This window comes from Winogradskyella sp. MH6, from assembly GCF_022810765.1.
Lineage (GTDB): Bacteria > Bacteroidota > Bacteroidia > Flavobacteriales > Flavobacteriaceae > Winogradskyella.
In genome coordinates this window covers 2,969,419-2,984,795 of record NZ_CP094494.1, presented here as the reverse complement: position 1 = coordinate 2,984,795, position 15,377 = coordinate 2,969,419, and the positions used below count along the sequence as shown (strand labels likewise).

Sequence of the window (15,377 nt, the reverse complement as noted above, 5' to 3'; positions counted from 1 at the left end):
TACTTCAGAATTACATGATAGTATTTGGTCACAATAATTTTAAGATAAAGACTTTTACGCCTAGAGAGTTGAATTTACCACCTGATGATAGTCTTAAAGGTGCAGAAATTCAAATTAGACAAAGATATGCGCATATATTCTGGATTCCATTTTTTCCAATAGGAAAAATCTGGGGCATTAAATATGAAGGCAGTAAAGATCTCTATGAGTTACCGGATGATATAAAATTGAAAATAAAGCAACGCCACTCCATAAAAACACCATGGTATAGTTTTTCTCTTTTAATATTAATATTTATAGGAGTTTCATGGTTTATGGCTTCAGAGGCAATACGTGAAGCTAAGTGGGAAAGTGATTACTATTTAGAGTTAGCAGAAAATAAAATGCAAATTAAATATCCTACAACAGGAGACTTTTATTCTTTTAATATACACGATGAGGACGATGATTATGGTTATACACCTGTTATATTAAAGGTTAAAAGCTATGATGATAATAGTATAGAATTTGTTGCTGGTTATGAAGATTTATTGGCTCAAGAACGCTACGAACATAATATAAACGACGAAATGACGAATGCCTATAATTATATTTATTCTCCTTTTAAAATTAAAAAAGAAGATTTACTCAAAATGCTAAATACTGAATACTCTAAATATTCTTTTACCTCTGCTGCAAACAAAGTTGAAGTACCAGAATTTTACAATAGAAAATTTAGCTTTAATAAAATTGAGAGGCAAAAATTAGAAAAAGAGGAGTAATTTATTTAGAGAAATTAAAATATTTTTCAGTTTCTACTCGCATATTTTCATTTATGTTTTTGTTAAAATCATTTATTAGATAATGATCAGTAAGGTCATATGCTCTTCCTCCCATATTTACAACAGATATTTCATCATTATTTGTAGCGCTTATTGAGTAGTTATAAATTGGTTTATCTTCATCTATATCGTAAACTACAATATCTGCAGCAAATAAACCGGGTTCAAAGGATTTCATGCCCATCTTTTTTGGTTCCATGAGTCTATAACCATCAATAATAAATACATATCTTATATCTAAAAATTCCTGTATTACGTCTGAATCAAGACTACTGCATTTTTCTTCATCATTTGTTTCACAAAAGTACAACGCATCGTAAGGTTCTTCTAATTTGTGGTAAAAGGAAGGTTTTCCTTCTTTTTCTTTCTCTATAAAAACAACTTTAAGGCCTTCTTTATTTCCGATATTATAATTAATGGATTGTAGTTTAACATCATTTAAATAAAAGTCTTCTGCATCATTAACATCTTCAAAAACAGTTGCTGTATCTTTTAGTTTTTTAAATAAATTTATTTTGCTAAAAATCTCATCTTTATTCTCTATGAAAAATGACTTATTACCTCCTTCCAATTTAGCTTTTAGCAATTCGTATTCTTGTTGTTCTTTTTTATAATCAGCTTCATCTAATTGAGGATTTTTTTCAACACAACTAGTAAGAATAAATAGCGATAGAAATACGATAAAAAAGGTTTTCATATTAAGTTTTTTTTACTTCAGGCTCTTTAAAATAAAATCTAAGTTGGGATTAGAATTGTCATTTACCGCATAGGCATCCGTGAAATATTTAGGTTTTACTGCCAAACCTAAATCTATTAATTTATTCATTGTTGGTATATATTCTTGACTTACCTTACCTGTTAACAAAATTCCTAAATCATTTCCAGCTTTAGCATATTTGTAAATGTTTCTAATACCTCTAAGGTATAAATGGTCCTTTGTGAATCCACCTCCTCTATGCACTCTTAGAGTTATTGCAAAAGCTTTGTCTCTATTTAATTTATGCTGGTTATGCAACAAATGAAATGTATCTGAGAAATTGTAGCCTTTATTAAGACTATCTACAGCTATGACCCTAAATGCTAACTCTTTTAAACGATCTATAGTAAGACAGTCACTCATAAACTCAGAAAATACTGCTAAACCTTCTTGTGTTTCAACATTATTTGGTAAACCATTAGAAAACACTTTTAATGGTTGTTCTAGACCATTAAAGGTAGTTACCATATGGACACCAATCTCATGATTGGTTAATACTTTAAGTTGATTTAAACTGTATTTATGGCTTTTTCGTAATACTAAAGTTTGCGTATTATTCAACACCATAGCAGCTGCAGAAAGATGATTAGAAATCTTTATGTTGTACTTAAAGTCGTAACGCTTAGAAAATTCAGCAAAGTAATCTTTTGCTTCGCTTGCATTGTACAGCGGTAGCATCTCTTCATCAAATTCAGAATCATCAAAACGAAGAATAAATTTTGCATTCTCTAAGTCTTTCTCCGTGGGTGTACCAAAGCTTTTAAGACTATTGAAGTAAAACTTACGTCCTTGACCAATAGTTTCAATACATTCTATCAAACCAGAATATTCGTAAATAATATCTTCGTATAGCTGTCTAATATCGTCATCATCTATACGCTCTAAGCGTTGAGAGAAAAATAGGCGATGTAACTTATAGCCATTAAATCGCATCTTTGGGTAATTAAACTCTGGCTCGTAGTTATATTTTGCAGAAAAAAACTTTTTCTTTTCGGCGGCAATGTTCTGAGGATTTATATAATTGAGTAATTCAATATTCTTTACCAACCGATTGAGATTGGCATCAATATCAAATAAATCTTGAAATTCTTCTGTTGTCTTAATTTGGGACATTAGGCTTTAAACTTTCTGTGAAATTCTTCTGCATGCTTTGGTATGAGTGTTTTTAATTGCTGCTCTACTGCTGCAACAACTTCAGGGTAAATAACCTGCTTATACTCATCGCAATACACCTTTGCTATTTCGGTTGCCAAAACTAAAGTATTTTCAAAAGTATTGGTAATGAATTTTAAGAAATATCCATTTCCTTGGAAGGTGTCGTTAATTTTCGCAGTCTGTTTAATGTTATTTGGCAATTCAATACTAGCAAGCATTTGTCTCCAGGATTCTACTTGCTCTCCAAAACGATTATTATCAATATTTGATGTTCCTAAATTCCAAGTTGGTACTTCCCTATCCCAACGTTGCCAATTATAGCTATGCATATCATAAACTACACATACACCAAACTTTTCTTCAATTTTAGAGATTAGAACCTTTACGACTTTGTAAAAATTAGCATGTTTTTGCAAACTTTTTGCTTTTTCTGCTTCTGGTAATGGATTCTTCCATAGTTGTTTTCCCCAAGCGGTATCAAAAACTGCATTTTCGGGATCGCGATTAAGATCGTATTCAAAACGAGAATCACAACCAGATATTAAAATTGGATGGGAAATAACCATATTTTTAGTTTCAGGATCTTCCTCGTACCATCTATCATATTCAGAGTGCAGGCAATTATCCCAAAGGTCTTTTCTAAATTGATGTCCATCATGTACAGCACCACAGACATAAGGTACATATTCATCTATTTTTAGTGTAAATGAATAATCATCAGAAACTGCATGAAAGGTTTCTTCTGCTTCTATTTTTGCTACAATAGCTTTTATTGAAAGTCGCTCCATTATAAAGTCTTAAACAGTCGTTCTAGAGATTTTAACATATTTCGTTCATTGATATTAAACTTACCATCAGAAAAGAATAAAGTCTTAATATCCGCCAATAGCACCTCAACATCGTCTCTATCGTAATTATGCTGACGAAGACTGGTCATAATTTTCTGAATGCTTTGATAGTCGTTATCCTTGTCAAATTCTTCATGAATTTCTGAAAAGGTTTTCATGTCTACCTTAGAAATAATGATATTACGTTCTTTATTGTCCTCTTTAAAGTCTGAATTTGCCGCAAACAGCAATATGTAGGCAACGAGTTCATCTCTGGTCCAGTCGATTGTTTTCATTTATTTTTTTAGGTTAAAGTTCCATATTCTGTCCATGAGCCATCATAAACAACTAAATTTTCATAACCGCATTGCGTTGCAGCTAAAGCTAAAATACAAGCTGTAATACCTGAACCACAACTAAACACCATCCTTGTTGTTTCTTCTACTAAGTTATCAAAGATTTTTAAAAGTTCTTCTTTAGATTTTAAAATATTACCATTAAATAATTCTGTGTATGGTAAGTTTTTGGAGTTAGGGATAGTACCGCGTCTTAAGCCTTGTCTTGGCTCATCGACTAAGCAATTAAATCTAGCTTCTGAACGAGCATCTAAAATTAAAGTTTTAGTGTCTTTTGAAAATTGATTAACTCCTTTAAAATCGGTCATTAATTCTGGTAGAAAACTAGCTTTAAAGTTTCCTTTTTCAATAGGTTCTTTCTTATATGTTTCAATAGGAAAATTTTGCTCTTTCCATTCTGGCAAGCCACCATCTAAAACTGCTACATTTTTAAAACCAAAAGTTTTTAAAAGCCACCAAGCTCTTGCGCTTGAGTAAATACCTTTATCATCATAAACGACGATGAAAGAATCATTATTAATACCCAAAGCTCTTGCCTCAGTTTTAAATTGCTCCATGCTTGGTAAAGTACTTGGAAACCTTGCATTGGTATCACTAAACTTTTGCTTTATATCAAAAAAACGAGCTTTAGGAATTCTTTCAGAATTATTTTCTATCTGTTTGTTTATTGTAGCATCAAGGATTATTAAGTTCTCAGTGTTTAAGTTAGTGTTTAACCATTTCACCGAAACTAACGATGTACTAGCTTTTAATATATTCATTTACAAAAATCTGATACAGCAAACACTAAAATTTTATGCCTCATCAACCGTTTTACGAAGCCTAGTACGTCTATCAAAAGCTTGTAACTGGTCTAAGACTTTGCTTTCTAAAAAGTCAATCACTTTTTCCTCAACCTTAGTTTTATTTTTGTAAACTTTATTGATGTATGTGATTCCACCAGGTGACATTACATTAACTTCAACTAATTTTCCACCTATAACATCGATACCAACAAAGTATAAGCCATCCTTTACTAATTTTGGTCCTATTTGTTTGCATAAGGCTTTTTCTTCTTTGGTTAAACTATGCTTGGCTATACTTCCTCCAGCAGAAACGTTAGAACGATGGTCATCTGAACCAGGAATACGTTTCATAGCTCCAACGGGCTCTCCATTAAGCATTAAAATCCTTACATCTCCTTGATCAGCACCTTCTATGTAGTCTTGTAGAATAACATAGTTAGAAGTACCATCAGAATTAGAGATATAGAAATCTAAAAGTGAATTAATATTACTCATGGCTGATTTTTCAATCAAAATAACACCAGAACCACCAAAACCATTGAGTGGTTTAATTATCATCTTATCTGCCTTAGATTCTTTAATCTGTCTAACTAAATATTTTTTATTTTTTGAAACATGTGTATTTGGAATGATATTACTGTGTGCATCTCCAAAAGCAGCTGTATATAGCTTGTTATTAGCCTCACGCATGCCTTCTAAAGAATTTATAATGAATACATCATCCTTTACTGAGTCTAAAAAATTAAGCATTATTGGATCCAAGGGCGGATTTGCTCTAAAGAAAATAGCATCAAACCCAGCAAGAGGAAGCATTTCCTCTCTTAATTTTACTTTATTATAAAATGATTTAAGTGTAGAAGGCACTTTATCCATTCTACCAATGACATTACAAAACGCATTGGTAACACTATCTCTAATGGTTAAATTGGCTGGTGTACACATAGCTACACCATGACCTCTTTTAGAACATTCTTTTATTAAGGCCAGACTCGTATCATTTTCAGGATCTATTTTATCCCAAGGATACATTATAAAGCAAATATTCATCTATATCAATGGTTTTGTTGGTTAATGAATAATCTAATTTAAGGAAATTATTCTTACAAAAAACTATTTTACGGCCTCGTAATTATCATCCCATTCTTTAGGCTTAGGTTCATGAAGTTTATCTAAAGATTTAGCTACCATCATAGAAACTGTAGCATCACCAGTTACGTTTACAACCGTTCTACACATATCCAAAGGTCTGTCTACTGCAAAAATTAAGGCTAATCCAATAGGTAATAATTCGGCAGGGAACCCAATAGATTCTAAAACAATTACCAACATTACCATACCAGCACTTGGTACAGCAGCACTTCCTATTGATGCCAAAAGAGCCGTTAATACAATAACCAATTGGTTGGTAAAGGTTAAACCTTCTGGCCAAATCACCTGCATAATAAATACAGCAGCAATCCCTTGATATAAGCTTGTTCCATCCATATTAACTGTTGCTCCTACTGGTAATACAAACCCAGAAACTTCTTTATCTACACCTAGATGTTCTTCTACACGTTCCATAGTTACAGGTAATGTAGCAGCACTACTACTGGTTGAAAATGCTAATAATTGCGCAGGACTTATTCTATTAAGAAACCACATTGGTGATTTTTTTGTAAAAACTTTAATCAACAACAAATAGAAACCTATCATTAATATTAAACCAACCACCACACATAATGCGTATTGAAGCAGTTTTAATAAAATTTCGGTATCATCAAAAGCTATAATGACATTTGCCATAAGTGCAAAAACAGCATAAGGGGCAAACAACATTATTAGATCAACCATCTTCATTACGACTTCATTGAGCGAATCAAAAATATCTATCATGGGTTTGGCCTTCTTTTCACCAATTAAAAGCAAACTAATTCCCACAAACAATGCGAAAAATATAACTTGAAGCATTTTAGCTTCACCCATAGCCTGAAAAATGTTACTCGGAAAAATATCAACTAAAGGCTGAAGAGGACCAGCATCTTTTTGAGCACTTGCCTTTGCTAGTTTATCTGTAACACCAGCATCATTTTCATACTTCTGTTTAATTTTTTCAATTGTATCTTCTGGCATGCCAGTTCCTGGCTGAACAACATTTACTATTGAAAGCCCTATGATAATTGCTATCAACGTAGTACCAATATAGATTGAGATAGTTCGTAAACCCATATCTCTAATTTTAGAAATATCCTTTAAATCTGAAATTCCTTTAATTAGAGATGCTAGTATTAATGGAACTGCAATTAACTTTAAAAGATTAATAAATATCGTTCCGAATGGTGCAATCCAATCGGTTACGAATTGCTGACCACTTACAGCATTCATAATAAACCCGAAAATAATTCCGAGAACCATTCCTATAATAATCTTCCAATGTAATGCGAGTTTCTTCATAATATTTGCCGCGAAAGCGGTAATCTCTTAAATTAATTCTTTATTTCCAATCGTTAGACTCCTGCCTTCGCAGGAGTATGTAATCCGCCAAAACCAAAGCAGCCATAGCTTCTACAATAGGAACAGCTCTCGGTACCACACAAGGATCGTGTCGACCTTTGCCTTGCATTTCAACCGTTTCTCCTTTACTATTTATGGTTTCTTGTTTTTGTAATGTTGTAGCAACAGGCTTAAAAGCAACTCTGAAGTAAATATCCATCCCATTACTTATACCACCTTGTATGCCACCAGACAGGTTAGTTTGTGTGGTTCCGTCTTCATTAAACTTATCGTTGTGTTCACTACCTTTCATTTTTGCTCCGCAAAAGCCGCTTCCGTACTCGAAGCCTTTTACTGCGTTTATAGATAGCATAGCTTTACCTAACTCAGCATGAAGTTTATCAAAAACAGGTTCACCTAAACCAACAGGTACATTTTGCAATACACAAGTAATGGTTCCGCCAATAGTATCACCTTGTTTCTTTACTTCTTGCACTTTGGCAATCATTTTTTCTGCAGAAGCTTCATCAGGACAACGGATGATATTAGATTCAATTTTACTAAAATCTAAATCCTGATAAGGTTTATCTATAAAAATATCTCCAACCGAAGATGTGAAGGCATTAATTTTAATAGAAGACAACATTTGCTTAGCAATAGCTCCTGCTACTACTCTACTTGCTGTTTCGCGTGCAGAACTCCTTCCTCCTCCTCTGTAATCTCTTACTCCGTATTTCTTATCATAGGTATAATCAGCATGACTTGGTCGATATACATCTTTGATATGCGAATAATCCTTAGACTTTTGATTGGTGTTTTTTATAACAAAACCAATTGGAGTTCCTGTGGTTACACCTTCAAAAATACCTGAAAGAAACTCTACAGTATCTGGTTCTTTGCGTTGTGTTACAATTTTAGATTGTCCTGGTTTGCGACGATCTAATTCATTCTGAATTGCATCAAAATCTAACTCTAAACCCGAAGAACAACCATCAATAATTCCACCAATTGCAACACCATGAGACTCCCCAAATGTGGTAAGTTTAAATAGTTTTCCGAAAGAATTTCCTGCCATTAATTCTTATTTTACGCTAATGTAAACGTATTATTACAGAAACCAAAATACACTATTTTCTTTTATGGCTTCTAATATTCAAATCCTGTTAGTTTTATAAACAGAAATGTTAGTAACAATATGGTAACATTCTCATTATAAATTATTAATTCTGAGGTTACAATGAGTTAATACATTAGTATGTTATTTGTATAGTTAAAATTTTGTCTTGAATTTAAAACGAAAAGTTGAAATAGCAGTTATATCAGATGTTCATCTTGGCACATTCGGATGCCATGCAAAACAGCTATTGACCTATTTAAACAGCATAGAACCAAAGAAGCTTATTCTAAATGGTGATATTATAGATATTTGGCAATTTAAGAAACGGTACTTTCCAAAATCACATCTCAGCGTCATCAAAAAAATAATGGACTTTGCTGCCAATGGTACTGAAGTGATTTATATTACTGGAAACCATGATGAAATGCTAAGAAAGTTTACCGATACTGAGATTGGCAACATTTCAATAGTCAATAAAGTAGTATTAGATTTAGATGGAAAAAAAGCATGGTTTTTTCATGGTGACGTTTTTGATATTTCTATACAAAATGCCAAATGGCTTGCTAAATTAGGAGGTTGGGGATACGATCTTTTAATTTTAATGAATAGCCTAGTGAATTGGGGATTAGAAAAGCTTGGAAAAGAGCGATATTCCCTTTCTAAACGCATTAAAAACAGCGTTAAAGGTGCTGTAAAATACATTAGCGATTTTGAAAAAGTTGCTACAGATTTAGCCATAGAAAATGGGTATGACTATGTGGTTTGTGGCCATATACATCAACCAAAAATGTTGATTAAAGAAAATAAAAACGGGAAAACGACTTACTTAAATTCTGGTGATTGGGTAGAAAACTTTACCGCTTTAGAATATCAGTTTAAACGCTGGAAAGTCTATAACTATAATAATGATAAACTTTCTCCATTCTTTGCCGATGAAGAACTAAAAGATATGGATGTAAAAGATCTCATTGCTGCCATTACTATAGTTGAGCAACCTAAAAAGAAAAAATCAAAGTAGAGCTTCTCGTAGAATTGTAACTGGGTGTTTTGCTAATCTTCCTGTTCCATCTTTTATTTGATGTCTGCAACTTGTACCGTTGGCAGCTATTATAACATCTTCTGAAGCTTTTCGTATTGCCGGAAACAAGGTTTGTTCACCAATTTGCATAGAAACTTCATAATGTTCTTTTTCGTAACCAAAACTACCTGCCATACCACAACAACCACTTGGAATTATAGTGACTTTATAGTTTTTGGGAAGATTGAGCACATCAAAACTCGCTTTTTGATTAGATAAAGCCTTTTGATAACAATGTCCATGGAACTTTATAGTTCTCGATTCTACTGAAAACTGATCTGATGTTATATTGCCTAGTTCAATCTCTTTTTGAATAAATTCTTCTATCAAAAAAGTACGATCTGCAATAGATTTGGCTGTTTTTTTATCATCAGCTAATTTTACATATTCATCTTTAAATGTTAGTATGGCTGAAGGTTCTATTCCTACTAAATAAAAGTCATCATTTACTACACCTTTAAAATAAGAAACATTTTTATTTGCAATAGCTTTAGCTTCTTCTAAAAAGCCTTTAGACAAAAAACTTCTTCCACTTTCTAATTCACTGATAATTATTACTCTGTAATTTAATTTTTCAAGTAAAAGTTTAGCTTCTTTAGCAATGCTAGACTCCAGATAATTTATAAATTCATCTACAAATAAATAGACTTTTTTTATCGGTTTTTTATGAGTGTTTTTATCAACCAGTTTATCTTCATAAAAGTGAGTACTAGAAAAAGATTTTGAAATTTCTGGAAGACTTCGCTTAGGATGAATACCCAAAGCAATATTCATAAATCCTTTTACAAATTTGGTTTTAAAAAGCGCATTGTAAAATCCAGGTGCACGAGATGCCATTTTATTATATTTTGTAGCGTTCGCAAAAAATTTATCTTTAAACGTTACACCATTTACTTTTTGATATTGGTATAAAAATTCTGCTTTTAAACTCGCCACATCAACACTACTAGGACATTCGCTGGCACAGGCTTTACAACTTAGACACAAACTAAAAACTTCCTTTAGTTCTTGATGATTGAATTTATTCGGCTTATCTGAATTTGTCAAATATTCTCTTAAAGCATTAGCACGTGCTCTTGTGGTATCCTTTTCATTTCTGGTTGCTCTGTAACTCGGACACATTACACCTCCAAACTCTGGTAGTTTTCTGCAATCACCAGAGCCATTACATTTTTCTGCTTCTCTAAGAATACCTTGAGCTTGTGAAAAATCTAAAAACGTTTCTATTTCTGGCTCTACTCTGTCTGTTTTATACCTCAGATTTTCATCCATCAGAAATGCATCTACAATTTTTCCTGGATTAAAAATGTTATTAGAATCAAAAGCAGATTTGATACGTTTTAATAATTGATAGTTTGCTTCACCAATCATTAAAGGGATAAATTCTGCACGCACAATACCATCACCATGTTCACCAGACATTGAACCTTGATATTTCTTTACAAGCTTGGATACATCTGTAGTTATGGCCCTAAATAATTTAACGTCTTCAGATTGTTTTAAATCTAAAATTGGTCTTAGATGCAACTCGCCAGCACCAGCATGTGCATAATACACTGCGTTTTGGCTGTACGAATGCATAAGTGCTGTAAACTCTTCAATATAATTATCTAAATCTTCTAAAGCCACAGCAGTATCTTCAATACAAGCCACTGCTTTTTTATCACCAATCATATTGCCCAAAAGCCCTAAACCAGCTTTTCGAAGTTCTAATGCTTTGGTTATATTGTCCCCTTTAAGAATTGGCGCTGCATAACTTAGTCCTAGTTTTTCTGAAGTTTTAAGGATTGCCGCAACATCTTCTGCTAACTGTTCTTCTGATTCAGCTTTTAGCTCACACATTAAAATAGCAACAGGATGTCCTTCTATAAATGCTCTATTTTCTTGTTGTGTTTTATTATGCTTTGTAAGATTTAATATGGTATCATCCATCATCTCACAAGTATGCAAATTATGTTGCATTAAAGGTTTTACAGCCTTCATGCAATTGGCAATACTTTCAAAATGAAAAGCTACCATTGCACTATATTTAGGTGGCAACTTATCTAACTGAAGCGTTATTTCTGTTGTAAAAGCAAGCGTTCCTTCGCTTCCTGATAACAACTTACACATGTTGAATTTTTCATCTGAATTGGTAAAAACTTCAGATGTAATTAATTCATCAATTGCGTAACCTGTGTTTCGTCTATGAATGTCTTTTTTTGGGAAGTTTTCTTTGATTTGTTTCTGTACCGCTTCAGTCTTTAATTCTTCATAAATAGTTCTGTATATATCACCTTCAAGCGTTTGCTGTTTTGCTTTTTGTTGAAATTCTTCTTTAGATATACTCTTAAATTCAGCTTCACTTCCATCGCTTAGAAGTGTCTTTAAACTCATTACTTTATCTCGCGTTACACCATACTGAATTGAAGTGGTGCCAGAAGAATTGTTACCTACCATTCCACCAATCATACAACGGTTTGATGTTGACGTGTTTGGTCCAAAAAACAATCCGTATGGCTCCAGATAATTATTTAACTGATCTCTAACCACACCAGGCTGAACAGTAATTGTTCTTTCGGCCTCATTAAGCTTAATAATTTTGGTGAAGTATTTGGATACATCGACTACAATTCCTTTTCCTACTACTTGTCCTGACAAAGAAGTTCCTGCTGTTCTAGGAATTAAAGACGTATTATTTTCTTTAGCAAAATCTATCAGTAGTTTAATATCCTTAATCGTCTTTGGGAAAGCAACAGCTGTTGGTAACATTCTATATACAGAAGCGTCAGTTGCATAAAGCTTCAGCATTAAATCATCAAAATACAATTCTCCCTCTAGTTTTGTACTTATTGAAAGTAAATTTTGATGTAAAATATCCTTCATTTTTAGTAATTTAGTAATGAACTACAAATTATAATGTTGTCTTAAAACTTATGGTTAACACTCAATTTTAACATATTTTTGTCGTTATAATCATACAAAACACAACTTATAGTTGGAAATATAAACACTAAAACTTAAAAACTTTATGAAAAAATTAATTTTGTTATTTGCCGTTTTTGCAACCTTCACTTTTGCTGCCAGTGCACAAGAAATTGCAGACAATGCTATTGGTCTTAGACTTGGTGACGATGATGGATTTGGAGCAGAAATTTCATACCAAAGAGCACTTGGAGGAAACAATAGACTTGAACTAGATTTAGGTATAAGAAGTGGAAATAACTATGATGGGTTTAAACTTACTGGTTTGTACCAATGGGTTTGGCACCTAGACGGTAGTTTTAATTGGTATGCAGGTGCTGGTGGCGGAGTTGGATCTTATAGTGTAGACGTACCTGGTGGAGAAGACTTTGATGATACATTTCTTTTCGTTGCTGGAGATGTAGGTATTGAGTACAACTTTGATATTCCATTACAACTTTCCTTAGATATTAGACCAGAACTTGGTTTTGGTGATTTTAGGGATGATGTTGGTATTGACTTAGCTCTAGGTATTAGATACCAATTCTAAAATTGAAAAATTCATATAGAAGCCACCATAATTTAGGTGGCTTTTTTTATGGTAATAAGCCATAAAAATTCTTTAATTTAGCGCAACTTTAAAAATAACTAACTATAATTCCTATTTAGGAAATAAAACATATTATTGATGAAAAATACTGCTTTATCAGAAACACATATAGCCTTAGGTGCTAAGATGGTACCGTTTGCCGGATACAACATGCCTGTACAATACGAAGGTGTAAATATAGAACACGAAACCGTAAGACAAGCTGTTGGTGTTTTTGATGTATCGCACATGGGAGAGTTTTTAATTGAAGGACCTAATGCATTAGACCTTATACAAAAGGTATCGAGTAATGACGCGTCAAAATTAGAAATAGGAAAAGCACAATACAGTTGTTTACCAAATGATGATGGAGGAATTGTAGATGATCTCATTATTTATAAAGTTAAAGACGAGACCTATCTGCTTGTTGTTAATGCCAGCAATATTGAAAAAGACTGGAACTGGATAACATCAAAAAATGATGTTGGTGCAGATATGCGAGATTTAAGTGAAGATTATTCCCTTTTAGCAATACAAGGCCCAAAAGCTGTGGAAGCAATGCAATCATTATCTAGTCATGATCTATCTGCGATTAAGTTCTACAATTTTGTAGTTGGTGATTTTGCAGGTATAGAGCATGTTATCATCTCCGCTACTGGCTATACAGGTAGTGGTGGCTTTGAGATTTATTGTAAAAACTCTGAAGTAAAACAAATTTGGGATAAAGTATTAGAAGCTGGTGCTGACTTTGGTATAAAACCAATTGGACTAGCTGCAAGAGATACGCTTCGTCTAGAAATGGGTTATTGCTTGTATGGAAATGATATCGACGATACCACATCACCTATTGAAGCAGGTTTAAGTTGGGTGTGCAAATTCAACAAGGAATTTACAAATAGCGAAGCTTTACAAGCTGAAAAAGAACGTACACCAGAGCGTAAATTGGTGGCTTTTAAATTAGATGAAAGAGGTATTCCTCGTCAAGGTTACGATATTGTAGACAACAACGGTAATATCATTGGTAATGTAACATCTGGTACTATGAGCCCAAGTTTAGGCATTGGTATAGGACTAGGATATGTACCTAAAGTTTTCTCTACAGTTGATAGCAAAATAAATATTCAAGTACGTAAAAAGGCTATTCCAGCTACTGTAGTAAAGCTTCCATTTTATAAAGGATAGTGAGTTTTAAATAGGTTGAAGGAGTTGATGAAGAAGAATTTAAGCAAACACAGAATCCTAATTCTTGGTGCTAGCGGTTACCTTGGTAACACGATCTATAAAGAATTGGGCCCTTATTTTAAGACTTTTGGAACTTATAGAACTCCAAAAAACGTATTTGAGAGTAATAAGCAATTTTTTCATTATAATGTTGAAGAGGATGATGTTTATGAAATTTTAGAAGCTACAAAGCCTACTATTATAATTTCAGCCTTGAGAGGAGATTTTAATGCTCAGACCATTGCTCACCAACACATAGCTGAATATGCATTGGAGTATGGTACAAAAATAATCTTCCTTTCTTCAGCCAATGTTTTTGATGCCTACAGTAAATATCCAAGTTACGAACTAGATAAAACGCTAAGTCACAGTATTTACGGACATTTTAAGATAAAAATTGAAAACATGCTACTTCGCTTACCCAAAAAGCAAGTAGCTGTGTTAAGATTACCTATGGTTTTTGGGCAGCAATGTCCGAGAATACAAGAAATGAAACTATTTATTTCTGAAAATGAATCGGTCGAAATCTTTCCTAACTTAATAATGAATGTTACACTAGACAAAAAAGTAACACAACAAATTCATTATATCATCAACCGTGAGAAATATGGAATATTTCATTTAGGGAGTACAGATTTGGTACATCATGATGAATTTGTAAAGCAAATTTTAGAAGCAATTAGTCCTAAAAAGTTCTTATTAAAACACGTTTACACAACTAATGACGATCGTTATCTCGCTGTATTACCAAAGTTTAACAAACTACCTAAGCATCTTCAAATTACAAGTGATAAGGTTTTAGAAGAACTTACAAAATAAGCTTGACAACCACATTGTATTTTATTAATTTCGAGTAATTAATAATTCAATTTATGAAACACCCATGACTAATTTATAGACACACAGAAGAATGTTAATTGGGTGTTCCATGTGACCTTTGAAAAAAATAAATATTAACACATGAAACTAGACGAATCTACTATTGAAAAGAAATTGCTTCACTTTCCAGAATGGGAATATTATGATAATGCTATACATATAGAACTTGAGTTTGACAACTTTAAGGATTGCTTTAGTGCCATGAGCAGAATTGCTTTTGAGTGCGAAGCATTGAATCATCATCCCAATTGGAGTAATGTGTACAATGTTTTAAACATATCACTATCTACACATGATGCAGGTGGAGTTACACAAAAAGATTTCGATTTAGCAGAGGCTATTGAAGCCATTGTAGAAGCTGAAGAATAGACTTTAAA

Annotated in this window: 15 protein-coding genes; 6 read left to right on the top strand and 9 right to left on the bottom strand. The window is 32.8% G+C overall.

Annotation, left to right across the window (positions count from 1 at the left end):
* The first annotated feature begins 14 nt into the window (after positions 1-14).
* A complete protein-coding gene (locus MST30_RS13365; protein WP_243471905.1) occupies positions 15-761 on the top strand; it encodes a hypothetical protein in 747 nt (248 codons plus the stop codon).
* A gap of 1 nt (position 762) precedes the next feature.
* Here the strand turns inward: MST30_RS13365 and MST30_RS13360 are convergent, their stop codons facing one another.
* The 8 genes from MST30_RS13360 to aroC all read right to left on the bottom strand — a co-directional run bounded on the left by MST30_RS13360 (position 763) and on the right by aroC (position 8,248).
* On the bottom strand, positions 763-1,518 hold the full coding sequence (locus MST30_RS13360; protein WP_243471904.1) for a hypothetical protein: 756 nt from the start codon (positions 1,516-1,518) through the stop codon (positions 763-765).
* A gap of 12 nt (positions 1,519-1,530) precedes the next feature.
* Positions 1,531-2,691: a peptidase MATCAP family protein gene (locus tag MST30_RS13355; protein WP_243471903.1), complete on the bottom strand. Its 1,161-nt coding sequence runs from the start codon at positions 2,689-2,691 to the stop codon at positions 1,531-1,533.
* Positions 2,691-3,521, bottom strand: coding sequence for an N-formylglutamate amidohydrolase (locus MST30_RS13350; protein WP_243471902.1), 831 nt, complete (start codon positions 3,519-3,521; stop codon positions 2,691-2,693). The genes MST30_RS13355 and MST30_RS13350 overlap by 1 nt, the downstream gene beginning before the upstream one ends.
* Complete coding sequence (locus MST30_RS13345; protein WP_243471901.1) at positions 3,521-3,856, bottom strand: hypothetical protein; 336 nt, start codon at positions 3,854-3,856, stop codon at positions 3,521-3,523. Before MST30_RS13345 ends, MST30_RS13350 begins: the two co-directional genes overlap by 1 nt.
* Positions 3,857-3,864: 8 nt before the next feature.
* Entirely contained in the window at positions 3,865-4,677 is an 813-nt protein-coding gene (locus MST30_RS13340) for a sulfurtransferase (protein ID WP_243471900.1), read from the bottom strand.
* A gap of 33 nt (positions 4,678-4,710) precedes the next feature.
* Positions 4,711-5,748, bottom strand: a complete 1,038-nt coding sequence (gene gshB, locus MST30_RS13335) for a glutathione synthase (RefSeq protein WP_243471899.1) — start codon at positions 5,746-5,748, stop codon at positions 4,711-4,713.
* 63 nt (positions 5,749-5,811) lie between these two features.
* Positions 5,812-7,134 carry a dicarboxylate/amino acid:cation symporter gene (locus tag MST30_RS13330; RefSeq protein WP_243471898.1) on the bottom strand — a complete coding sequence of 441 codons (1,323 nt, stop codon included), beginning with the start codon at positions 7,132-7,134 and terminating at the stop codon, positions 5,812-5,814.
* 40 nt (positions 7,135-7,174) lie between these two features.
* A complete protein-coding gene (gene aroC / locus MST30_RS13325) occupies positions 7,175-8,248 on the bottom strand; it encodes a chorismate synthase (protein ID WP_243471897.1) in 1,074 nt (357 codons plus the stop codon).
* Positions 8,249-8,456: 208 nt separating this feature from the next.
* Between aroC and MST30_RS13320 the strand changes: the two genes are divergently transcribed.
* Positions 8,457-9,308, top strand: coding sequence for a UDP-2,3-diacylglucosamine diphosphatase (locus MST30_RS13320; protein WP_243471896.1), 852 nt, complete (start codon positions 8,457-8,459; stop codon positions 9,306-9,308).
* On the opposite strand, the gene MST30_RS13315 is transcribed toward MST30_RS13320, so the two are convergent.
* Entirely contained in the window at positions 9,300-12,233 is a 2,934-nt protein-coding gene (locus MST30_RS13315) for an FAD-binding and (Fe-S)-binding domain-containing protein (RefSeq protein WP_243471895.1), read from the bottom strand. The genes MST30_RS13320 and MST30_RS13315 overlap by 9 nt on opposite strands.
* Positions 12,234-12,378: 145 nt before the next feature.
* On the opposite strand from MST30_RS13315, the gene MST30_RS13310 reads away from it, so the two are divergent.
* From MST30_RS13310 to MST30_RS13295, 4 genes are all read left to right on the top strand, one after another.
* A complete protein-coding gene (locus tag MST30_RS13310; RefSeq protein ID WP_243471894.1) occupies positions 12,379-12,861 on the top strand; it encodes a porin family protein in 483 nt (160 codons plus the stop codon).
* 138 nt (positions 12,862-12,999) lie between these two features.
* A complete protein-coding gene (gene gcvT / locus MST30_RS13305) occupies positions 13,000-14,082 on the top strand; it encodes a glycine cleavage system aminomethyltransferase GcvT (protein WP_243471893.1) in 1,083 nt (360 codons plus the stop codon).
* Positions 14,083-14,109: 27 nt separating this feature from the next.
* Positions 14,110-14,940 (top strand): sugar nucleotide-binding protein, encoded by an 831-nt coding sequence (locus MST30_RS13300; RefSeq protein ID WP_243471892.1) that lies wholly within the window; start codon positions 14,110-14,112, stop codon positions 14,938-14,940.
* 141 nt (positions 14,941-15,081) lie between these two features.
* Entirely contained in the window at positions 15,082-15,369 is a 288-nt protein-coding gene (locus tag MST30_RS13295; RefSeq protein WP_243471891.1) for a 4a-hydroxytetrahydrobiopterin dehydratase, read from the top strand.
* Positions 15,370-15,377 lie beyond the last annotated feature (8 nt).